This window comes from Caulobacter sp. P1_D6 (genome assembly GCF_056406095.1).
Genome location: NZ_JBFUAW010000024.1, coordinates 129,418 through 151,427 on the forward strand (window position 1 = coordinate 129,418; position 22,010 = coordinate 151,427).

A 22,010-nucleotide genomic window follows, 5' to 3' on the forward strand; every position below is an offset into this window, starting at 1 on the left:
CGGCGGGTTGGCGGGGAGGAGGCGCCCGGCTATAAGCCCGCAACCTCCCAATCGACAAACTTTCTCTGTGAGATTTTCGGATCATGACCGAACGCACCTTCTCGATCATCAAACCTGACGCCACGCGTCGCAACCTGACCGGCAAGATCAACGCCGTGATCGAGGAAGCCGGCCTGCGCATCGTGGCCCAGCGCCGCGTGAAGCTGAGCGACGCTCAAGCCAAGAAGTTCTACGAAGTCCACGCCGAGCGTCCGTTCTACGGCGAACTGGTCGCCCAGATGACCGCCGAGCCGGTGGTCGTCCAGGTGCTGGAAGGCGACAACGCCGTCCTGAAGTACCGCGAAGTGATGGGCGCCACGAACCCGGACAACGCCGACGAAGGCACGATCCGCAAGCTGTTCGCCCTGTCGATCGGCGAGAACTCGGTCCACGGTTCGGACAGCCTCGAGAACGCGGGCATCGAAATCGCCCAGTTCTTCAAGGACGAAGAGATCGTCGGCTAACGATTGCCGGACGGCCGCCCGCGGCCCCGGTTCGAGACCCGTCAAGCGGCGCGGCCCTAGGTCGCGCCGCTTTTCTTATACCTGCTCTTATACCTGCGGCAGCCGTCAGGCTATAAGGCCGACCTCGATATGTCAGTCCGCCCCCGGATCTGCGGCGGTAGGAGTATGGTGCGGTGACGGACAACAACGAGCCGATAGATAACCTGCTTGGCACGCCCGATCTGGCCGGAGTGTTGGAGAGCGACCAGTTCCGGCAGTTCCTGGACCAGGTTCCGATCGCCATCGCGGTATCGGACCTGCACCCCGAGGAGCGCATTGTCTACGCCAATGTCGAGTTCGAGCGCCTGAGCGGCCACGCCGCTGCCGACCTTGAAGGGGCGTCCTGGGCGGCGTTGTCGGGGCAGGCGGTCGAAGGCGGAGGCGCGCTCAATAGCGCGATCATCGGGGACAAGGACTATATCGGCGCCTTCACCTTCGCCCACGACGACGGCCAACAGGCGGTGGACGCCTGGTCGAACATCATCCAGGACAGCGCGGGGCAGCCGGTGTTCCGCATGCTGGCGCTTGTCGGCGCGGCGCAGCGTGACCCCGGTGTCAGCGAATTCGAGCAACGCATACTCGACAAGGACCTGCTGCTGCGCGAGCTGCAGCACCGGGTGGCCAACAATCTGCAAATGATCACGGCGCTGATCCGCATCGAGGCGCGCAACGTGCCCGAGAACACCACCGACGAGCGGTTCAGTCGGCTCGCCGGGCGGGTCGAGGCCTTGGGGCTGCTCTACCGTTCACTGTCGGACGAAGGTCAGGCCGAAACCGTCGACCTAGGCGTCTATCTGAGCCAGATCGCCTCGGCGGTGATGCTCGCCCACGCGCAGGAGGGGATCCATCTCAACCTCCAGGTCGATACCTGGCTGGTGTCGATCAATGTCGCCATGCCCGCCGGCCTGGTGGTCAATGAACTGCTGACCAACGCCCTCAAGCACGCCTTCAAAGGGCGCGAAGGCGGCACGATCCAGCTTCACAGCCTGGTCGACGAGACGGGCTGCCGGGTGATCGTCGCCGATGACGGCGTTGGCCTGGCGCCGGGCCATACTTGGCCAAGGCCTGGAAAGCTCAGCAACATGATCGTTCAGTCCTTGCGCCAGAACGCTCATGCCCGGGTCGAGGTCGAGTCTCAGCCCGGCGAAGGCATGCGGGTTACGGTGTTCTTCACCCGCGCCGACGCGGCCCCGCCGGAAAGCTAGGCCGGCGCCTTCGCCGCCTCGGCCGCGCGCAGCAGGCGCAGGACGTTGCCGCTCCAGATCTTCTCCAGGTCGGCCCGGGTGTAGCCTTCGGCCAGCAGGGCCTGGGAGATCTTCCAGTAGTCCGAGGCGTCGTTCAGGCCGGTGACCCCGCCGCCGCCGTCGAAGTCGATGCCGATGCCGACGTGGTCGACCCCGGCCACCTTCAGGGCGTGGTTGAGGTGGTTCATGAAGTCCTGGAAGGTCGCCTTGGTCACCGGCCACTTGGCGTCGATGGCGTTGCGCTCGGCCATGAAGGCGGCGCGCTGCTCCTCGGTCATCTTGTTGCGGGCCCCGACCTTGGCCATCAGGGCGGCCATGGCGGCCTCGCGGTCGGGATTCTTGGGCGTGTCGATCAGATAGCTGGAATAGGCGTCGACCTGGATCACCCCGCCGCTGTCGGCCAGGGCCTTGATGCGGGCGTCGTCGACGTTGCGCGGATGGTCGAACACCGCCTTGCAGCCCGAATGCGTCAGGATCACCGGGGTCTTGGACAGGGCGATCAGCTGGTCCAGCACCGCGTCGGACGAGTGCGAGCCGTCCAGCACCACGCCCAGCCGGTTGGCTTCGGCCACGAACTGTTTGCCCAGCGGCGACAGGCCGTTCCACTCGGGCTTGTCGGTGGCGCTGTCGGCCATGTCGTTGTTCTTGAAGTGCGCCAGGCCCGAGATGCGGACACCCAGGCCGTAGAAGCTGGACAGCAGGGTGACGTCGCCGTCCATCGGATAGCTGTTCTCGACGCTCATGAAGACCACGCGCTTGCCCTGGGCGGCGATTTTCGCGGCGTCGTCGGCCTTCAGCGCCAGGCCGAACTTGTCGCCGTGCTTGGCGACCATCTCGCGGATCTCGACGCCGCGGATCAGGGCCCCGTCGCGGGCGGCGCGGGTGGCCTCGGGCGTGCGCGGGCCCTGGGGCGTGTAGATGGCGAAGAAGCCGCCATCCAGCCCGCCCTCGACCATGCGCGGATAGTCGATCTGCGAACCGTCCTTGGCCGCGTCGTGGCGGTCCAGGATGTCCCAGCCCGGCCGGCCGAAATTGGCCGGGGTGTCCAGGTGGGTGTCGAGGGTCAGCAGGCCCTCGTGGATCTTGCGGACCGAGGCGGCGGTCTCGGCGGCCCAAGCCGGCGAGGAAAGCGAGGAAGAGGCGAGGAGGGCCAGGGCCGAGACGGCGGCCAACAGCGGAAGACGGGTCATGCGGGCACTCGAAAACTGTCCGGCCGGCCTCGCGAGAGACCGGCCGGATCGTGGACCTAGAAGTCGGCGGAGAGGGTGAACTGGATCGTCCGGTGCGAGCCGGGCCGGAAGGTGGCCGCGGTGTTCACCGTGGTGCCGATCGTGCCCAGGTAGTCCTTGTCGAAGATGTTATCGACATTGACCCGGGTCTTGATCTGCTTGAACGGGCCGGCTCCGAAGCCGTCGCCGAGATCCAGGTAGGCGTTGAAGATCGTGTACTCGCCCACCTCCTCGGAATTGTCGAAGTTGGTGTAGCGGTCGGTGATCCGGCGGCCCGAGAAGTTGAACACGAAGCCGTCGAAGGGCTCGACCGTCACCCCGGCCTGCATCACCCAGGTGGGGAAGTCGGGCACGATCTTGCCGTCCAGATACAGGGTGCGCGTTCCTGTCGCCGGCTGAACGGTGGCGAAGTAGTTGGGGATGTCGTCCTGGAACTTGGACTTGTTGTACGACAGGTTGGTGTTGAAATAGACCTTGCCGCCCAGCAGGTCCGGCTTCCACTGGCCGCTGAACTCGGCCCCGTAGGCCTTCACCGCGCCGACGTTCTGGAAGAAGGTCTCGGTCTGGCCGCCGCTGCCGGGCACCTCGGCCGCGAAGGACTGCAGGCGGTTCTCGAACTTGGTGCTGTAGACCACGAACGAGGCGTTGAACGTCGCGCGGTTGGCGCGATAGCCCAGTTCCAGGTTCTTGGCGGTTTCGGGATCGGGGCCGGCCACCAGCGGGCTGGCGGCCGAGAACACGTCGTCGGCGCCGCGGGGCAGGGCCATGTTCTCCGAATAGGACGAGAACACCTGGTCGCGGCCGTTGACGTTGTAGACCAGGCCGACCTGCGGCAGGAAGCCGTCCTTCCAGTTGTCCTTCAAGGTCGGCTGGCGCTTGTTGATGTAGTCGGCCGGATTGCGGTAGCCGCTGATCTCGTAGTCGATATCGGTGCCCTTGAAGCCCAGCTCGATCTTCAGCCGGTCGTCGATCAGGCTCAGGGTGTCCTTGACGAAGTACTGGGTGGTCTGGCGGGTCGAGGTGTAGTTGCGCTGCAGGTGCACCGGCTCGTTCAGCAGCGGCGCGCCGTCCGGATTGCCGTTCTGCACGTTGTAGCGCGCCTGGGTGCGGTGATAGTCGTCGTCCTCGAGCCACAGGCCGACTTCCAGCGTGTTGAAGCCCACTTCCCAGGCCAGTTTGCCGGTCACGCCCTTGCGCGTGCCGTCCACGCCTGACAGCCCGTACTGGATGCCCTTGGGCGCGGTCAGGCCCGGCACGATCAGGCGCTCGTTGTTGTAGCTGGTCAGCGAGGTGGCGTAGGCCTCGGGCGAGACGCCATAGCCGCCCTTGTCCTCGTAATAGCCGGTGGCGACCACGCTCAGCGTCTCGGTGATCGGGGTGTCGATCGTCAGGCCGTAGAGGTGGTCCTTCCGCTTGTTGACCGCGAACTTGTAGTACTGGGCGTAGTTGGCGTTGGAATAGGTCGGGCCCTCCACGCCGTTGATCAGGGTGCGCGGCAGGTTCGAGGACGACGCCGCGGTGCCCGGCGCGCCCGACGGCGGCACATAGCCGATATAGGCGAAGTCGCGGCCCGATCGCCCGAACACGTCGCCGGCCCGGCCGCCGTACTGCAGCTTGGTGATCGAGGGGCTGTCATAGTCGAAATAGTCGTTGTGGACGGTCTGGAAGGTGATGTCGCCGCCGGTCGGCAGCTCGTAGCGCAGCTTTCCCTCATAGTGCTTGCGGTCGATCGTGCCCGGGCCGCGCCACAGGTCGCCCTTGATCCATGAACCGCTGACATAGGCCGAAACCGGACCGATCTTGCCGGTCTCCAGGCGCAGGAAGCCCCGCTTGAGGGCGTCGCTGCCCAGGGTGCCGCTGGCCGCGCCGCCGAATTCGTCGGACGGCTTCTGGGTGAAGTAATCGACGATGGGGCCCAGCGACGCATAGCTGGGCAGCGAGACGTCGCCGGCCCCCGACGAGGCGGTCACGCGCAGCAGGTTCTCGTTGTCGACATAGCGGTAGATCGGGCTGCCGCCGAACTGGTCGCTGCGGCCCATCGGGATGTTGTCCAGCAGGAAGCCGATCTGCTGGAAGTTGAAGGCTCGCACCGAGACCGAATTGCCGAACTCGTACATGCCCAGGGCGTCGTTGGCCTGGACGTTGAAGCCGGGAAGGCTCTCCAGCATCTTCAGGCCGGTCACGCCGGCCGGGGCCGACAACAGGGCCTCGCGGGTGATCGAGACCGTGGCGGTGGCGTGGTCGGTGCCGATGGCGACGCTGGCCTCCGACACCCGGGCCCCGGTGACCACCAGTTCGTCGACGGTCGAGCTCTTGTCTGCCTCCTGGGCCAGGGCGGGCGTCGCGCCTCCGAGCACCGAGGCGGCCAGCAGCAAGGCCCGGAAATGGCGCGAGGCCGGTGAAAGACGCGTGTTCGTCATGATTATCCCCAATCTTTTGACTGAGGCCAAGCTCGATGGTCTGCCTATCGCAGTAAACTTAGAAAGGCTGCCCGAGTTGTGAATATAAATGCGCGGTCAAAATTGGCACATTCATGTATAAATTATGACCATCGATCATCTACTAGATTGTAGGCGCAAATAGTTGTGGCGCGATAGTCACGGAAACTATCACGCAAAACGTCTATACGTTCGAAATGGCGATATCCGATTTGAGGATCAGGTCATGAAGGTCCACGCGAGGGTCGTGGCGAACCGACGTGGCTCGCCTTCCGCACCCCCGCTGTCCTTGGCGCCTGAGAGATTCAGCGCCCCGTCCGATCGACGAGGGCGCCTTGCTCCTTCGGCGAGGGCGCACGCAGACGCGCCCTGCTTTCCAGCGTTTCGAGGCCGTCGCGGTCCTTCTGCTTGAGCGTTTCCGGGGCGGTTTCGCCTTCAGCGCCGGGCCGGGGCCCGATCTCTCCCGCGAGAGCACCGTCAGTCAGATCCGCAACAGACCGTGCGTCAATTTAGGGCGGCGTCGATTTGACGGCTTGTCGCGAGGCGCCGCCCAGGGACGCAGCCACAGCCGCTTTTCCCGGCGTCGCAACGCACCGAAGTTCGCCCTGGTGCAAGTCGAGGGCGTTTCGGTTCGCCGAGACCCCACGAGAAGGTTGGTCGCTGATTTTCCATGACAGGCCGCGTGGGGATCGGCGACGATCGGACGAAGGCCATCGAGGGGCGCCCATGAAGGACTATCGCCGACGCGAGGTGGTGCTGGCCGCCGGATTGTCGGCGATCGCCGGCTATGTCGACGCCATCGGCTTTCTCCAGCTCGGCGGCTTCTTCGTCTCGTTCATGAGCGGCAACTCCACCCGGCTGGGGGTCGGTCTGGCGATGGGGCATTGGACGACGGCGCGGACCGCCCTGGCGCTGATCGGCCTGTTCGTCGTCGGCGTCGTCCTGGGCGCGCTGGTCGCCCGACGGGTCGGCGAGGACAGGCGGTCAGCCATCCTGGCCCTGGAGGCGGCGCTGCTGACCGCGAGCGCCGGTCTCTTCGCGACGGGTTTCGACGTGGCCGGGGCGGCGGCCATGGTCCTGGCCATGGGCGCGGAGAACGCGGTGTTCCAGCGCAACGGCGACGTGGGGGTTGGCCTGACCTACATGACCGGGGCCCTGGTCAAGGCCGGGCAGCGCATCGCCGCGGCGTTGAGCGGCGGCGATCGTTGGGCCTGGGGGCCCTATGCCCTGCTGTGGGCGGGCCTCAGCCTCGGCGGCGCGCTGGGCGCGGCGGCCTATCTCAGGATGGGGACCTCGGCCCTATGGGCGCCGGCGGGCCTGCTGGCGGTCCTGGCGGCGAGCAGCGCTTGGGCCGAGCGGCGGGCTGGCGCCGCCTAGAGCCCGCGCACGAACTCCGCCAACGTCGCCGGATACAGCTTGTGCTCCTGCTCCAGCACGCGGTCGCTCAGCATGTGCTCGGTGTCGCCGGGCAGGATCGGCACGCGGGCCTGGCCCAGGACCGGGCCTTCGTCGACGCCGGCGGTGACCAGGTGGACGGTGCAGCCGGCCTCGACCTCGCCGGCGCTCAGGGCTCGGCCGTGGGTGTCCAGTCCCGGATAGGCGGGCAGCAGGGACGGATGGATGTTCAGCATCCGACCTTCCCAGGCCTCGACCAGGAACGGCGTCAGGATGCGCATGTATCCGGCCAGGGCCACGACCTGGATCCCGCGCTCGCGCAGGGCGGCGTCGATGGCCCGTTCATGGGCCTCGCGGTCCTTGCCGAAGGGCTTCTGGTCGACGGCCAGGGCCTCGATCCCGGCGGCCGCGGCGGTGACCAGGCCGCCGGCCTCGGGCTTGTTCGACAGCACCAGGGCGATCTCGAACGGGCAGGCGGGATCCTGGGCGGCCCGGACCAGGGCCTCCATGTTGGAGCCCCGGCCGGAGATCAGGACGGCGACCTTGGTGCGTTGGGTCATGATCAACTCTTCATGCGCTCTGCGTCCTTCGAGGCCCGCTGCGCGGGCGCCTCAGGATGAGGAATTCAGAAGCAACCCAGGTTCCTCATCCTGAGGTGTGAGGCGAAGCCGAGCCTCGAAGGACGCGGGGCCTAGGCCGCGACCAACTGCCCGCAGATGAAGGCGTCCTCGTCGGCGTTCAGCAGGGCGGCCAGCACCGGCTCGGCGTCCGATGCCGCGACCACCAGGATGAAGCCGACGCCGCAGTTGAACGTGCGGCGCAGCTCGTGGTCGGTGATGCCGCCTTCGCGCTGCAGCCAGTCGAAGACCGGGGGCAGGGGCCAGGCGTTCCAGTCGAACTCGGGGACCAGGCCCTGCGCGATGCAGCGCGGCGGGTTCTCGATCAGGCCGCCGCCGGTGATGTGGGCGCCGCCCTTGACCCGGCCCGACTGCAGCAGGGGCAGGATCGACTTCACATAGATGCGGGTCGGGGCCATCAGGGCCTCGGCCAGGGTCTTGCCCTCCTCGAACGGGCAGGGGGCGTCCCAGGCCAGGCCCGAGCGCTCGACCACGCGGCGCACCAGCGAATAGCCGTTGGAGTGCGGGCCCGACGAGCCGATGCCGATGATCACGTCGCCGGCCCGTTGCTTGTCCAGCTTGGGCAGCACGCCGTCGCGCTCGACCGCGCCGACCGAGAAGCCGGCCAGGTCGTATTCGCCGTCGCTGTACATGCCCGGCATTTCGGCCGTCTCGCCGCCCACCAGGGCCGCGCCGGCCAGCTTGCAGCCGTCGGCGATGCCGGCGACCACGCTCTTGGCGACCTCGAGGTCCAGCTTGCCGGTGGCGAAGTAGTCGAGGAACAGCAGCGGCTCGGCGCCTTGGGCCAGCAGGTCGTTGACGCACATGGCCACCAGGTCGATGCCGACCGTGGCGTGCATCTTGGCGTCGATGGCGATGCGCAGCTTGGTGCCGACGCCGTCGGTGGTGGAGACCAGCAGCGGGTCGTCGTAACCGGCCGCCTTCAGGTCGAACAGGGCGCCGAAGCCCCCCAGACCGCCGTCCGCGCCGGGGCGCCGGGTGGCCTTGGCCAGGGGCTTGATCGCCTCGACCAGGGCGTTGCCCGCATCGATATCGACGCCGGCCTGGGCGTAGGTAAGGCCGTTCTGGGGGTCGCTCATGCGTTCGCTCTGGCTCGAAGACGGCCCAACGGGCCGTTTTTGAAAGGAAACTTGCCGCACACCTCAAGCTTGTGCTTGCAGACTCGGGGGTGCGCGAGGCTATTAGCAGCCGATGACGACGATCACCACTACCGCTGAGCTGGCGGCGTTCTGTAATGAGTTGAAGGGACAGCCCTTCATCGCCGTGGACACCGAGTTCATGCGCGAAACCACCTACTGGCCCAAGCTGTGCTTGATCCAGGTGGCCTCGCCGGACACCGAAGCCTGTATCGACCCGCTGGCCGATGGCATCGACCTTGAGCCGCTGCTCGAGGTCCTGCGCGATCCCTCGATCCTGAAGGTGTTCCACGCCGCTCGCCAGGACGTCGAGATTTTCAACAATCTCAACGCCATGCCGACGCCCTTGTTCGACACCCAGGTGGCCGGCATGGCCGCCGGGTTCGGCGAGCAGATCGCCTACGACGCCCTGGTCCGCCAGATGCTGAAGATCGAACTGGACAAGTCCAGCCGCTTCACCGACTGGGCCCGTCGCCCGCTGAGCGACGCCCAACTGACCTACGCCGTCGCCGACGTCACCCACCTGGCGACCCTGTTCCCCATCCTGCGCGACCGCCTCGAAAAGGCCGGACGCCTGGCCTGGGTGGAAGAGGAGATGAAGGCGCTCAACGATCCGGCCGCCTACGACGTCGATCCGGAGAAGGCCTGGCGCCGCCTGCGTCCGCGCAAGACCGCCGCCAAGTACCTGGCGGTGTTCAAGGCCGTGGCCGCCTGGCGCGAGCGCACCGCCCAGACCCGCGACCAGCCGCGCGGCCGCATCCTGAAGGATGAGGCCATCGACGAGCTGGCCACCCAGGCCCCGACCTCGCTGGACGGGCTCAACACCCTGCGCAGCGTGCCCAAGGGCTTTGGCGGCTCCAAGTTCGGTCCCGACCTGCTGGCCGCGATCAAGGCCGCCCTGGCCGATCCCGAGGGCTACGCCCCGGTGCTCGAAAAGTCCGGCCCGCCGCCGCCCGCCTCGGCCGGCGCGGTCGTCGAACTGCTGAAGGTGCTGCTCAAGGCCCGCGCCGAGGAGGCCGGCGTGGCCTCCAAGCTGATCGCCACCGTCTCGGACCTGGAAAAGATCGCCGCCGACGACGAGGCCAACACGCCCGCCCTGCAAGGCTGGCGGCTGGAGGCGTTCGGTTCGGACGCCCTGAAGATCAAGCGCGGCGAACTGGCTCTAGTGCTGGACGGGACCCGTGTTCGTGTGGTGGAAGTGCGCCGCGCGCCCAAGCCGGACTAAGGGCGCGGGAGGATCGCGGTCCTCCAGCGTCCGGCGTCAGCTCGGTCGGGGGACTTTGGTGTGCGTGTGACATGGGACAGCTTGGCCGAAGCCTATAGGCCCGCGGCGGTTTCCCATCAGCGCCAGATTCCGCTGCGCGTTTTCATCATCGTCGTGCTCTGCGCGATGCTGGGGTGGCGGTCCACCTTCGCCTTCCTGATCCCCTGGGGCGTCGCCAGCTTGGTGGCCCAGCTCGTCGAATACGCCGCGCTCAGGGACTTCCTGAAACGGCCCGCGCCCGGTCGCGCCGTGGCGTACGCCATCGCCGCCGATGTCCTCCTGGCCGTCGTATTCGGTTGGGTGGTCGTACCGATGTGGGCGATCGGAACGCCCATTGCGTCCGCCGCCGCCGTGGTGCTGGCCACCGGTTCGGTGCTGACCGCCCTGATGGGCGCCGAGGGCTGCGTGGCGGCCTTCGTGGCGGCGGTGACGCCGCACATGGCCTACATGTTCGTCCTGCCGTTCGTCAGCGACACGGCGCAGGACCGGATGGCGCCGTACTATGTCGTCGGCGTGGGGCTGTTCACCCTGGTGCTGGGCCTGGTGTTCGCCTGGTCGCACCGCACCTTCGCGGCCGAACGCGCCGCGCGTAGGATCGCCGAGGCCCAGACGGCGGCCAAGTCGGCCTTTATCGCCATGGTCAGCCACGAACTGCGCACGCCGCTGGGCGCGATCCTCAGCGGGGCCGCTGATCTGGCGCGAGACAGCGCCGACGCCCGGACCCAGGACAAGGGCGCCCTGATCGCCGACGCCGGAGCCATGATGCGAAGCCTGCTCAACGACCTGCTCGACCATTCCAAGATCGAGGCCGGCCGCATGAGCGTCGAGGTCCTGGATTTCGATCCCAAGGCCCTGGTCAGCGACACCGTGCGGTTCTGGCGGGCGGGCGCCAAGGCCAAGGGCCTGTCGCTGAAGATGACGGGCGGCCGTGATCTGCCGGCCTGGCTGCGCGGCGATCCCGTCCGCATCCGCCAGATCCTCAACAACCTGCTGTCCAACGCCATCAAGTTCACCGCCGAGGGCCGGGTCGAGATCGCCGTCGAGGCCCGTCGCCAGGGCGAAGCCTGGCTGCTGAGCGTGGCGGTCAGCGACACGGGGCCGGGTCTTACCGCCGAGCAGCTGTCGCGCTTGTTCACCGCCTATGACCAGCTGGGCGCCGACACCGCGCGGACCTTTGGCGGCACGGGGCTGGGCCTGTCGATCAGTCGTGACCTGGCCCAGCTGATGGGCGGCGACCTGGTCGCCCAGGCTCCGGCCGGCGGCGGCGCGCGCTTCGTTCTGAGCCTGCCGGCCCCGGAAGGCGTCGCGCCGACCGAGCCCACGCCCCGGGCGAGCGTACCGCAGGTGTTCGCCGGCGCCCCGACGGCCCTGGTGGTCGACGACCACGAGGTCAATCGCCGGGTTCTCGACCAGATCCTGCGCGCGCTCGGGCTGCGGGTCGAAACCGCCGCCGATGGCGAGGCGGCCCTGACGATCGCCAGCGCGCGGCGGTTCGACGTGATCCTGATGGACGTCAACATGCCGGGTCTGGACGGGCTGGACGCCACGCGCCGTCTGCGCGCCCAGGGACCGAACACGGTCACGCCGGTGATCGCGGTCACCGGCGGCGTTTCGCCGGCCGAGCGTGAGGCGTGCGTGGCGGCGGGCATGACCGATTGCGTCGAGAAGCCGTTCGAGGTCGTCGGACTGCACGCGGCGCTGGCCCGAGCCCTGGAGGGGCAGGCGGTCTAGACCGCCTGGGCGGTCCCGCGTTCCATCGCCGCGGCGATCGCCTCGATCAGCTTGCCGGCGTCGACAGGCTTGGCGACCACGCCGTCCATGCCAGCCAGGGCGTATTCGGCCACCTGGTGGCTCATGACATTGGCCGACAGGGCCAGGATCGGGGTCGGCGAGAGGCGGTGTTCGGTCTCGCGCTCGCGGATCGCCCGGGTGGCCTCGATGCCGTTCATCACCGGCATCTGCACGTCCATCAGGATCAGGTCGAAGTCGTCGGCGTGGAAGGCGTCCACCGCCTCGCGGCCGTTGGCCACGGTGTGCAGGTCGACGCCGGCCGGCTCGAGCAGGGCGCGCAGGATGAACTGGTTGGTGGCGTTGTCCTCGGCCGCCAGGATGCGCAGGGACCGGATGTCGCCCTCGCCGGGCGCGGGGTCCAGGTAGTCGGCGGCGTCGGCCCGCGCGAACGGCAGGCGGAAGACGAAGGTCGAGCCCTTGCCCGGGGCGCTGTCCATCCGCAGGGTCCCGCCCATCCGCTCGACAAGCTCGCGCGAGATCGCCAGGCCCAGGCCCGTGCCGCCGAACCTGCGGGTGGTCGAGCTGTCGGCCTGGACGAACTTCTCGAACAGGCTGGCGATGTGTTCGGGGGCGATGCCGATGCCGGTGTCGGTCAGGGTGAAGGTCAGTCCCTCGGGCGTCGCCTCCACGCTCAGCCGGATCCGGCCGTCGGGGGTGAACTTCACGGCGTTGGACGCCAGGTTCGACAGCACCTGGCGCAGGCGCACGCTGTCGCCGCACCACGCCCCATGGGCGTCGGGCGCGATCTCGGTGACGAACTGGACGTCCTTCTGGTGGGCCAGCAGGGCGAAGGGCCGGCAGGCGGCGGCCACGGTCTGGGCCAGGTCGAACACGTGGTCGTCGAGCTCGAAACGGCCGGACTCGATCTTCGACAGGTCCAGCACGTCGTTGAGGATGGCCAGCAGGGTCTCGCCGCTGTCGCGGATGATCTTCAGGTGCTCGCGATGCGGCGAGCCCAGGCCGCTCTGCTCCATCACCTGGGCCATGCCCAGCACGCCGTTCAGGGGCGTGCGGATCTCGTGGCTCATATTGGCCAGGAACTGCGACTTGGCGAGGTTGGCGCTCTGGGCGCGATCGCGGGCATCGACCACCTCGACCAGGGCCGCCTTCTGGCCGGCCTCGGAGGCGTCCAGTTCGCGCAGCACCTGGCGGATGCGCAGCGCCAGGGCCAGGCCGGCGACAAGCAGCAGCAGGACGCCCGGCAGGACCAGCGGCGCGGCCTGGCGAACGGCGTCCAGGCCCGGCTGCTTGGGCGACCAGGCCAGCCAGCTCAGAATATTGCCATCCGCGCCGCGCAGGGCGACGGCCACGCCGTCGGCGGGCCGATCCGCCAGCAGGCGAGGCCCGCGAATGCGCATCTCGCTGGCCAGGGCGGGCAGCAGGTGGCGGTCAGCCAACTGCGCGCAGATCACGATCATCGCCGGACTCTCGCCGCGCGGCCTCGCGGCCTTTTCCGGCGTGATCGTCGAAAGGGCGACCAGATAGATCCGCCCGTCCACCCGGACAACGCCGTGAGCGGTTTCGGCGACCGTGGCGATGTTCGGATCGGTCGGTTTGGGAAGCCTGGCCGCCGCGATTTCCTGGCGGCGGACCTCGGCGATCAGGGGCGCGGCGGCGGCGACCATCTTCGCCTGGCTTTGCGGCGTCGCGCGGGCCTGGTCGACCCAGGCGTAGAAAGGGCGGTTGCCGGAATCCAGCACGACGGACAGATCGTCGCCGCGGTTGTTGGCGTAGTAGGAGCCCATCTCGCCGTCCATCCACGCCAGGTCGACGCCTGGACGGATGGTCTCGAAGGCCTGGTCCCAGACCGCCGCGGCAGCCACGTCGCTGTCGAGCCGGTCCAGGGATCGTTCCAGCGTCTGCTCGACGACGACGTGCTCTTCGCGCGCCTGCAGCCGGTCGACGGCCACGGCGGCGAAGGCCAGCAGGGCGCAGCCGCCCAGGATGGCGATCGTCGTGACGATCGCCCCCAGGATCAGCAGACTGCGCACCGCGCGGCGACCCGCCGGCATGCCGTTCAAGATGTCTATCCCCCTGCCCATGTCCCCAGATTGCATGCGCGCGTGTTGAAACGGTAAAGGTTGCGCGCCTGCGTAACGTCGTTCGACGACAGGGCGTTCCGCTGCCTTAGCGGGCGATGTGCGGGACCAGGTTGCCGGCCGCCAGGGCCAGGGAGCCCAGGATCACGGCGTGGAACACGCAGCCGACGATGACCGTGCGCTTGACCGACCAGCCGGCGTCGGCCGCGAAGGCGTGGGCCAGGTCGCTCTGCAGGCGGCGGGCCGGACCGACGACCGACACGTCGTTTTCGTTGGCGAGTCTCAGTTCAGGCCGCGAGCGGGACGCGGGAAAGGCGACGATGTGGTCTTCGACGTGTTCGACTTCGGCGATCCGCTGCTTCTGCATGGATGTGCTCCCCTTTGATGTGGTGGAGCTTGCGACGCCTGTGGATAACAAACCGTGCTCGTCGAGCAAGGTTCTGTGTGGCGGCATGTCGCGGGGCGCCGAAACGCCCAAAAGAAAGGGCCGGCTCCCTTCGGAACCGGCCCCGTCTCTTCGTCTGGATGCGGCGCCTAGTAGGTGAAGCGCACGCCGACCTTGAAGGTCCGGCCGATCAGGCCGGGATAGTGGAAGGTCGTCAGGTAGTTCGGGGCGCTGGCATAGGCGCCCGGCGCGACGGGCGCCTCCTTGTCGAAGACGTTGCCGATGTTGCCGTAGACCTGGACCGCGTCGGTGATCTGGGCCGTGCCGTTCACGTCGACGTTCACGAACTTCTTGATGTAGCAGAAGCGGTTGCCGATCTCCTGGTTCGCGGCCGACGTGCCCGGATAGTACTGATTGCCGGTGGCGCAGCTGACGTCGGCCCGCTGGTCCGCGGCGACCGACTTGATCTTGCCGACATAGTAGGCGGTGGCCGACAGGCTGTAGCGGCCCCACTCGACCGTGTTCTGCCAGTTGCCCCGCCAGTCCGGCGTACCGTTGCCCGAGGACAGTTGGTACGGGCCCAGGGTGCCGGCGTACTTCTGCACGCCCGTGGCGGTGTGCAGGTCGTATTTCAGCACGTGGGTGACTTCCAGGCGGCTGGTCAGCTTGGCGTCGTAGGGCAGGTCGGCCCTGGCCGTGGCCGAGAAGTCCACGCCCGAGGTCTTGGAGTAGTCGGCGTTGACGAACGGCGCGTTGATGATCAGCACGCGGGGCAGGGCCGTCGGGAACAGCGGGTCGATGCCGTCGACCAGGTTGCACGAATAGCCCGGGCCCACGGCCGCGACCGCGGCGCACGCGTCGGTGACATTGGTCTTGGTGTAGTAGGCGGTGCGCGCCGCGCCGAGCGCCGGACCGGCGACGATCAGGTCCGACTTCTTCACGTCGTAGTAGTCGACCGTCATGCTCAGCCACGGGGTGGGCTGAACGATCACGCCCGCCGTGAAGCTGCGCGAGGTTTCCGGCTTGAGGTCCGGATTGCCGACATAACCGCCGCCCAGCGAATAGGCCTGGGCGTACGGGTTGGTGTTGCCGCCCGCCACCGTGCCGCCGTGGGCGTTCTGGAAGGAGGTCGGCGGGGTGAAGGTCGAGAAGCCCGCGTACTGCGACCGGGCGCCGGATTCGGCGAAGGTCGGGGCGCGGAAGCCCTGGGAGTAGGTGCCGCGGAAGGCCAGTTGGCGCATCGGCGTGTACTTGACGCCGACCTTCGGGGAGAAGTGGCTGAAGCCTTCCGAATAGTGGTCGTACCGGCCCGAGGCGTTGATCTCGAGCTGGTCGAGCACCGGAGCCAGGATTTCGAAATATCCGGCCGAGACGGTGTGCTTGCCGAACGCCGACGAGGTGGTCAGCGTATAGGTGTCCAGCTTGGCGTTCTGGTTGTTGTTGACCAGCTCTTCCTTGCGGATCTGGGCGCCGACGGCCAGCTGCATGTCGCCGCCGGGCAGGGTCCAGAGCTTCTTGGTGATCGAGGCGTCCAGCGAATACATCGTCGAGTGCGACGGCGTGGTCACGGTGGGCGAGATGAAGTTGCGGACCTGGGCGCTGTTGTTGCCCGGGTTCACGAAGTCGTAGCTGCCGGTGTTGATCGCGTTCAGCAGGTTGGCGATGTTCAGGAAGCCGAACTGCTCGATTTCCAGCTCGTCCTTGGCGCCGACGGCTTCGACGCGCCAGTTCCAGTCGCCGTCGATGCTGCCCTTCAGGCCGGCCGTGCCGCGGAAGACCTCGTTGGTGCGGTCGCTGCCGGCCGGGATGTCGCCGAACAGGTAGTAGATCCGCGCGGCGCCTTGCGACGGGTTGCCGGCGAAGGCCGTGGCGTAGGGGTTGTTCGGGTTCAGGCGACGGCCGGCCGCGGCCGGGTCGGCGCAGTTGACGCCCGAGGTGCAGATCCAGACCGGCAGCACGATGCCGGGATTGGTCGAGGCCAGGCTCGCCGAACCGCCGAACGGCTGGGTGGCTCGCAGGGCGCGCGGCTGGTTCTTGATGCTGACCATGTCGTGCGAGAAGCTGCCCGTCAGGTAGCCCTCGACGTTCTCGTTGAACCGGAAGCTCAGGCGGCCATTGACCGAGTAGCGCTCCTGCTTCGGGGCGATCTGGTTGTAGAGGTCGACCAGATTGTACTTGCAGCCCGTGCCGCGGGCGCCGCCGCCGGTGACGGTGTAGGTCCCGGCCAGGCACGTGCCCAAACCTAGCGAGGAGTAGTTGCTGTACGGCTGGGTCGCCCCCGTGGAGTCGACATAGGTCCCGTCGGCGAACGGGGTCACGCCGCCCGTCAGCGGGTTGTTCAGGTCGCTCTGGGTGGTGCGCACGACGACGGCCGTGGGGGTGGCGGTCGTCAGGGTGCTGTCGGCGGTGTTGTTGTCCAGGCCGCCGATCGAGGTCAGGTCCTGGTTGTTGTAGGGGAAGCCGCGGCTGTGGTTGGTGACCCGCCCGTCCTTCTGGTACTCGCCGTTGATATAGACGTTCCAGCCCTTCTCGGCGTAGTCGCCGTAGCCCAGGGTCAGGTCGAACGCCTTGTGGCGCGCGTCGCGCTCCTGGCTCTGGCCGACTTCGGCGCTGCCGGAAACGCCTTCGAACTGCTGCCTGAGGATCAGGTTGACGACCCCGCCGATGGCGTCGGCGCCGTAGGTCGACGAGGCGCCGTCCTTCAGCACTTCGATGCGTTCGATCAGGCTGAACGGGATGCTGTTGAGGTCGACATAGGCGTTGTGGCCGTCGTCGTTGATCGGGAAGTTGGCCGAGCGCAGGCCGTCGATCAGGACCAGGGTCGAGGAGACGCCTAGGCCGCGCAGCGAAACGGCCGAGCCGCCGGCGCTGAAGCCGCTCTGGAAGCCGGTGCCGATCGAACCAGCGCCGTCGGCCGAAACCGAGCGGATGGCGTCGGTGGCCGTGGTCAGGCCGGCGCGCTGCAGTTTTCCGAGGTCATCACGGTGACCGGCGAGGGCGTTTCGGTGTCGGTGCGGCGGAACAGCGAGCCGGTGACGACAATCTCTTCGACCTGGGTGTCTTCGGGAGCCGGCGCGGCCGGGGGTGCGGTCTGGGCGACGGCCTGGCCAGCGCCGAGGACGGCGAAGGCGGCGCCGCAAATCATCGTCGACGCCATGAGGCGTGCGCGCATGGGTTTAGTTTGCAAGGTGGTAACCCCCAATGTTTCAGGCGCCTCTTGATGGCGCTATGACGGCCGGCGACTCAGGTTTTCTGAGTGCGGTTGCAGAAGGGCTACTGACCGATGGGACGTTCGGTCAACAATCATTGCATTAATGAAACGTAACGTTGTTTTTTGGACACATACCGGCACGGTCCGACCCTCAACGTCAGGGCGTGGAATTGCTCGTTATTCGATATGTGCAATTGCTCGGACGCGGGAATTTGGCGTCGCGGCGTCAGAACCGCAACCTCAGGGCGCTCCCGCCCCAAGATTTCACAGTGCTGTAATTTTGAGCTTCAAGCCTAAAATCGAGGCCAGGGCGCCTGCCCGCTTGGCGGTCTGCTCGCCCAGAAGCAGGTCGGCATAGCCCGGCTCGGCGGTCAGCAGCAGGTCGCCCTTGTCGATGATCAGGCGCGATCGGGCCAGAAGCGGGGCGCTGCGGCCCGACAGGTCGCAGCCCAGGCGGATGGCCGCGCCCACGGCCCGGGCGCGCCGGAGGCGGGCGGGCGAGAGCAGGCGCTCCAGCACGTCCATCTCCGGAGGATCGAAGGCCGTGGCGTGGCGGGCGAAGGCGGCGGCGGCCAGGAAGGCGCGTTCGGGATGGGTCTGACCGGCGATCGGCGCGCGCAGCACCTGCTCGAACACCAGATCGGCGCGATGGTCCGGGTGCAGGCGCGCGCCCAGGTCGGCCAGTCGGCAGGCGGCCGAGGCCAGGACGGCGTCGCGCTCGCCGAAACAGGGCGGCAACTGGGCGAAGGCCGGCGCCAGCCAGGTGTCGAGCGCCGCGCCCAGCTCGTCGGCCACGCCTTGCCTGGCGCCCAGCGAGGCGCAGCCCTCGATCAACGGGTCCAGCCGCCGCACGCCGGGCGGCATGGCCTCGAACAGCAGGCCCTCGCGCACGCCGTAGGCCGAGATCTCGATGCGTTTGAAGTCCAGGCTCTCGATCAGCTGCTCCAACACCACGGCGGCGTAGGGCAGGGTCTCCGAGCGCTTCTTGCTCATGCCCTCGATGCGCTCGAGCGAGCTTTTCGACTGGTGGGCGACCAGGCGGGCGGCGTCCAGGGCCTCGGCCCGGCTGATGCTGTACTGGTGGACGACGTGCAGCGGATAGCCGCTCAGCCGCATGTGCAGCAGGGCCAGGTTGCGCCAGGCGCCGCCGACCGCGTGGAAGACGTCGGTCTTGAAGGCCTCGGCCACGGGAGCCAGGCGCTGGGCGCACAGCCGTCGCACCTTCTCCAGGTCGAAGCCCTCCGACACGCCCAGGCTGAACGGGCCAAGCGGCAAGGTGACGCCCAGGCCCGCGCCGGTGGCCTCCAGCCGGATCAGCTCCAGGCTGGCGCCGCCCAGGTCGCCGACCACGCCGGTGGCGTCGGGGGCGCCCGCCAGCACGCCCAGGGCCGCGTAGCGCGCCTCTTCCTCGCCCGACAGCACACGGGTGGGAAACCCGGTCTCGACCTGGATCTGGCGGACGAAGTCGGCGCCGTCCTTGGCCTCGCGCACGGCGGCGGTGGCGGCGATGAAGGTCTCGGCCGGCTTGACGGCCTCCAGCACGGCGCGGAAGCGCTTGAGCGCCGCCAGGGTCTGGGCGACGCCCTCGGGGTTCAGCCTGCCGCCGGCGCCCAGGTCACGGCCCAGCCCCGCCAGGACCTTCTCGTTGAAGACGGTCCAGATGGCGCGGCCTTCCAGCCGGTACACCACCAGGCGGACCGAATTGGAGCCGATATCGATAACGGCCGCGTCGCGCGGCGCCGCAAAAGGCATGAGGGTGGTTTAGCGCATTGGGCGGGGAGGGGAAGGCGGGACGGGTAAAAAGCTTTCGCGGTCCACAGGTCAACGCTTCAGGCCGACCAAAGGCGCCGGATCGTTGAGCGTTCGCCGGCAGGCGCGCAGCCGCCAGCCCGCCGGGCCCTTCTCGTAGTAGCAGGAGCCGAAGCTGACGGGATGGCCGTTCGCCCGGCGCCCGCCCTTGGTCATGGCGTAGGCGCTGTCGGGGCTGACCAGCAGGTGCTCGATCGGCTTGGGCCGGACCCGGCAATGGCCCCACGAGCGTCCGTGACCCATCACCTGCCAGCCCGGACCGTAGATCACGCCCGACTTGAACAGCGCGCGTTCGTGGACCTTGGCCCAGGCCAGGTCGCCCGCGTCGCCGACATCGGTGTCGCCGGGAACGCCGGGCAGGGCGAAGATCGCGCAGATCTGCGCCTGCTCGGCCGGGCGCGGCCCGCAGGCGGTCAGGCCCAGCGCCGCGAGGACGACGAGGAGAGGCCGCATCCGCGCCTCTAGCCCCGCTTGCGCGGTCCGACGTGGTCGAACGCCTGCGGCAGGTCCTTCACCTTGTGGCCCCGGCCCGACAGGCTGGGATTGGTCATGAAATACTCGTGGGCCGAGAAGGCGCCCTTGCGGTCCCAGGCCGGGTCGCGGGCGTAGTGGCCCTCGGGGTCCAGGTTCCAGCTCTGGGCCTCGTCGTTGAGGTTGGCGACCATGATCTGGTTCAGAACCTGCTGATGCACGGTGGGGTTCTCGACCGGGACCAGGGTCTCGACCCGGCGGTCCAGGTTGCGCGGCATCCAGTCGGCCGAGCTGATGAAGACCCGGGTCTGGGCGCTGGGCATCGGACCGCCGCAGGCGAAGGCCACCACGCGGGCGTGCTCCAGGAACCGTCCGACGATGCTCTTGACCCGGATGTTCTCCGACAGGCCTGCAATCCCAGGTCTTAAACAACAAATGCCGCGCACGACCAGGTCGATCTGCACGCCGTCCTGGCTGGCGCTGTAGAGGGCGTCGATGATCTGCGGGTCGACCACGGCGTTCATCTTGGCCCAGATCGCCGCCGGCTTGCCCTCGCGGGCGTTGCGGGCCTCGGCCGCGATCAGGGTCAGCAGGTCCGGCTTCAGCGTCTCGGGCGAGAAGCTCAGCTTCTCCAGCCCGTGCGGCTGGGCGTAGCCGGTGATGAAGTTGAACAGCTTGCCCGCGTCGCGCCCCATGGCCGGGTCGCAGGTGAAGAGCGACAGATCGGTGTAAACCCGGGCTGTTTGAGGGTGATAATTCCCGGTGCCGAAGTGGCAGTAGGTGCGCAGGGCCTCGCCCTCGCGCCGCACCACCACCGACAGCTTGGCGTGGGTCTTCCAGTCGACGAAGCCGAACACCACGTGGACGCCGGCGCGCTCCAGGTCTCGAGCCCACTTCAGATTGTTTTCTTCGTCGAACCGCGCCTTGATCTCGATCAGGGCCGTGACGTTCTTGCCGTTGTCGGCCGCCTCGATCAGGGCCGCGACGATCGGGCTGTCCTTGGACGTCCGGTACAGGGTCTGCTTGATCGCCACCACGTTGGGGTCGCGAGCCGCCTGGCGGATGAACTGCACCACCACGTCGAAGCTCTCGAACGGGTGGTGGACCAGGATGTCCTTCTCGCGGATCGCCGCGAAGCAGTCGCCGCCGTGGTCGCGCACGCGCTCCGGGAAGCGGGCGTTGTAGGGCTTGAACTTCAGGTCCGGACGGTCCGGCGGGATCAACTCGGCCATCTGGGCCAGGCCCAGCTTGCCGTCGACCAGGATCACGTCCTCGGGCTGGGCGCGCAGGCCCTCGATGATGAAGTTACGCAGGTCCTCGGGCATGGTGGTCTGGATCTTGACCCGCACCACGCGGCCCAGCCGGCGCTTCTTCAGCCGCGCCTCGAACTCGCGCACCAGGTCCTCGGCCTCTTCCTCGATCTCCAGGTCGCTGTCGCGGATCAGGCGGAACAGGCCGCGGCCCTCGACCTCGTAGCCGGGGAACAGGTGGTCGAGGAACAGGATGATGAAGCTTTCCAGCGCCACGATCCGCCGCTCGCGCTTGCGCGTGCTCTTGGCCGGAGCCTGGGAAAGCTCCCAGAACCGCTGCACCTGGCTGGGCACCGGCACCAGGGCGTAGAGGTGCTTGTCGTCGGCGATCCGCCGCAGCTTCAGCGCCAGGCAGAAGCCCAGGTTCGGGATGAACGGGAACGGGTGGGCCGGATCGATCGCCAGCGGCGTCAGCACCGGGAACATCCGGGTCAGGAACAGTTCCTCGGCCCGCTCCCGGTCGGGGCCGACGATGTCCTTGGCGTCCAGCAGCTTGAGGCCCTCGCCCCACAGCTCGGCCCGCACGCCGCTCCAGATCCGCTGCTGCTCGGCCATCAGCTCGGCGGCCGAGGCGTTGATCCGCGCCAGCTGTTCGCCCGGCGTCAGCCCGTCCTGGCTGACCACCCGCACGCCCTCGCGCACCTGGCCCTTCAGGCCGGCCACGCGGACCATGTAGAATTCGTCGAGGTTGTTGGCCGAGATCGACAGGAACCGCAGCCGCTCCAGCAGCGGGTGGCGCGGATTGGCGCTCTCTTCCAGCACCCGCACATTGAAGGCCAGCCACGAGGTCTCGCGGTTGAAGAACCGCTCGGGCGAGCCCGCCAGCTCCTCGTCCAGCCGCAGGCCCGCCAGGTCCGGCGCGGCCGGCGAGGGCGCGGCGGGCAGGTCGAGGGCGGTGGCGTCGTCGGGCATCGGGAACTCCATTTACCGTGTCCAGAGTGAACGACGGTGGTGACAGGAGCAAGACAAAGGGGTCTTGGCGCCCGCCCACGCCACGGCGTCGCAAGCTTTGCCTGAGAGAAGTTCCCAAAGGTTTGCCGTCAACTCATCCGGCAAATGGGCTTGTCATCCCGGACGAGCGCGCAGCGTGAAGATCCGGGACCGACGC

15 protein-coding genes, 1 pseudogene and 1 riboswitch are annotated in these 22,010 nt (G+C 68.1%); of the genes and pseudogenes, 5 read left to right on the top strand and 11 right to left on the bottom strand.

From position 1 onward, the window contains the following. Positions 1 to 83: 83 nt before the first annotated feature. Both ndk and AC1DYP_RS15075 read left to right on the top strand, forming a co-directional pair. Complete coding sequence (gene ndk, locus AC1DYP_RS15070; RefSeq protein WP_165187376.1) at positions 84 to 503, top strand: nucleoside-diphosphate kinase; 420 nt, start codon at positions 84 to 86, stop codon at positions 501 to 503. Positions 504 to 676: 173 nt separating this feature from the next. Further along, complete coding sequence (locus tag AC1DYP_RS15075) at positions 677 to 1,747, top strand: sensor histidine kinase (protein WP_477047004.1); 1,071 nt, start codon at positions 677 to 679, stop codon at positions 1,745 to 1,747. On the opposite strand, the gene AC1DYP_RS15080 is transcribed toward AC1DYP_RS15075, so the two are convergent. Further along, the gene (locus AC1DYP_RS15080; protein WP_477047005.1) at positions 1,744 to 2,976 is read right to left on the bottom strand and encodes a dipeptidase; all 1,233 of its coding nucleotides are present in this window, start codon (positions 2,974 to 2,976) and stop codon (positions 1,744 to 1,746) included. The genes AC1DYP_RS15075 and AC1DYP_RS15080 overlap by 4 nt on opposite strands. Before the next feature lie 56 nt (positions 2,977 to 3,032). Then, complete coding sequence (locus AC1DYP_RS15085; RefSeq protein WP_477047006.1) at positions 3,033 to 5,447, bottom strand: TonB-dependent receptor; 2,415 nt, start codon at positions 5,445 to 5,447, stop codon at positions 3,033 to 3,035. A gap of 392 nt (positions 5,448 to 5,839) precedes the next feature. Further along, a riboswitch (glycine riboswitch) is annotated at positions 5,840 to 5,929 on the bottom strand. 250 nt (positions 5,930 to 6,179) lie between these two features. On the opposite strand from AC1DYP_RS15085, the gene AC1DYP_RS15090 reads away from it, so the two are divergent. Continuing rightward, the gene (locus AC1DYP_RS15090; protein WP_477047007.1) at positions 6,180 to 6,830 is read left to right on the top strand and encodes a YoaK family protein; all 651 of its coding nucleotides are present in this window, start codon (positions 6,180 to 6,182) and stop codon (positions 6,828 to 6,830) included. Here the strand turns inward: AC1DYP_RS15090 and purN are convergent. The 3 genes and pseudogenes from purN to purM form a co-directional block, all read right to left on the bottom strand. Then, on the bottom strand, positions 6,827 to 7,408 hold the full coding sequence (gene purN, locus AC1DYP_RS15095; protein WP_477047008.1) for a phosphoribosylglycinamide formyltransferase: 582 nt from the start codon (positions 7,406 to 7,408) through the stop codon (positions 6,827 to 6,829). The genes AC1DYP_RS15090 and purN overlap by 4 nt on opposite strands. A gap of 2 nt (positions 7,409 to 7,410) precedes the next feature. Next, positions 7,411 to 7,564 (bottom strand): annotated as a pseudogene (locus AC1DYP_RS15100) (hypothetical protein). Further along, positions 7,540 to 8,565: a phosphoribosylformylglycinamidine cyclo-ligase gene (gene purM, locus AC1DYP_RS15105; protein WP_477047009.1), complete on the bottom strand. Its 1,026-nt coding sequence runs from the start codon at positions 8,563 to 8,565 to the stop codon at positions 7,540 to 7,542. Before purM ends, AC1DYP_RS15100 begins: the two are co-directional and overlap by 25 nt. Before the next feature lie 112 nt (positions 8,566 to 8,677). Here purM and rnd point away from each other — a divergent pair, with 112 nt between their 5' ends. Together rnd and AC1DYP_RS15115 are read left to right on the top strand one after the other, a co-directional pair. Continuing rightward, positions 8,678 to 9,847: a ribonuclease D gene (gene rnd / locus AC1DYP_RS15110; RefSeq protein WP_477047010.1), complete on the top strand. Its 1,170-nt coding sequence runs from the start codon at positions 8,678 to 8,680 to the stop codon at positions 9,845 to 9,847. Between the two features lie 81 nt (positions 9,848 to 9,928). Further along, positions 9,929 to 11,617, top strand: coding sequence for a response regulator (locus tag AC1DYP_RS15115; RefSeq protein WP_477047011.1), 1,689 nt, complete (start codon positions 9,929 to 9,931; stop codon positions 11,615 to 11,617). On the opposite strand, the gene AC1DYP_RS15120 is transcribed toward AC1DYP_RS15115, so the two are convergent. The 6 genes from AC1DYP_RS15120 to AC1DYP_RS15145 form a co-directional block, all read right to left on the bottom strand. Next, positions 11,614 to 13,689: an ATP-binding protein gene (locus AC1DYP_RS15120; RefSeq protein ID WP_477047022.1), complete on the bottom strand. Its 2,076-nt coding sequence runs from the start codon at positions 13,687 to 13,689 to the stop codon at positions 11,614 to 11,616. The two genes, AC1DYP_RS15115 and AC1DYP_RS15120, sit on opposite strands and share 4 nt — an antisense overlap. A 115-nt stretch (positions 13,690 to 13,804) precedes the next feature. Further along, entirely contained in the window at positions 13,805 to 14,083 is a 279-nt protein-coding gene (locus AC1DYP_RS15125) for a hypothetical protein (RefSeq protein WP_477047012.1), read from the bottom strand. Between the two features lie 167 nt (positions 14,084 to 14,250). Beyond that, on the bottom strand, positions 14,251 to 17,241 hold the full coding sequence (locus AC1DYP_RS15130) for a TonB-dependent receptor domain-containing protein (RefSeq protein WP_477047013.1): 2,991 nt from the start codon (positions 17,239 to 17,241) through the stop codon (positions 14,251 to 14,253). 335 nt (positions 17,242 to 17,576) lie between these two features. Beyond that, on the bottom strand, positions 17,577 to 19,064 hold the full coding sequence (locus AC1DYP_RS15135) for a Ppx/GppA phosphatase family protein (RefSeq protein ID WP_477047014.1): 1,488 nt from the start codon (positions 19,062 to 19,064) through the stop codon (positions 17,577 to 17,579). A 69-nt stretch (positions 19,065 to 19,133) separates the two neighbouring features. Further along, positions 19,134 to 19,574 (bottom strand): hypothetical protein, encoded by a 441-nt coding sequence (locus tag AC1DYP_RS15140; RefSeq protein WP_477047015.1) that lies wholly within the window; start codon positions 19,572 to 19,574, stop codon positions 19,134 to 19,136. Positions 19,575 to 19,582: 8 nt separating this feature from the next. Continuing rightward, positions 19,583 to 21,814: an RNA degradosome polyphosphate kinase gene (locus tag AC1DYP_RS15145; protein WP_477047016.1), complete on the bottom strand. Its 2,232-nt coding sequence runs from the start codon at positions 21,812 to 21,814 to the stop codon at positions 19,583 to 19,585. Positions 21,815 to 22,010 lie beyond the last annotated feature (196 nt).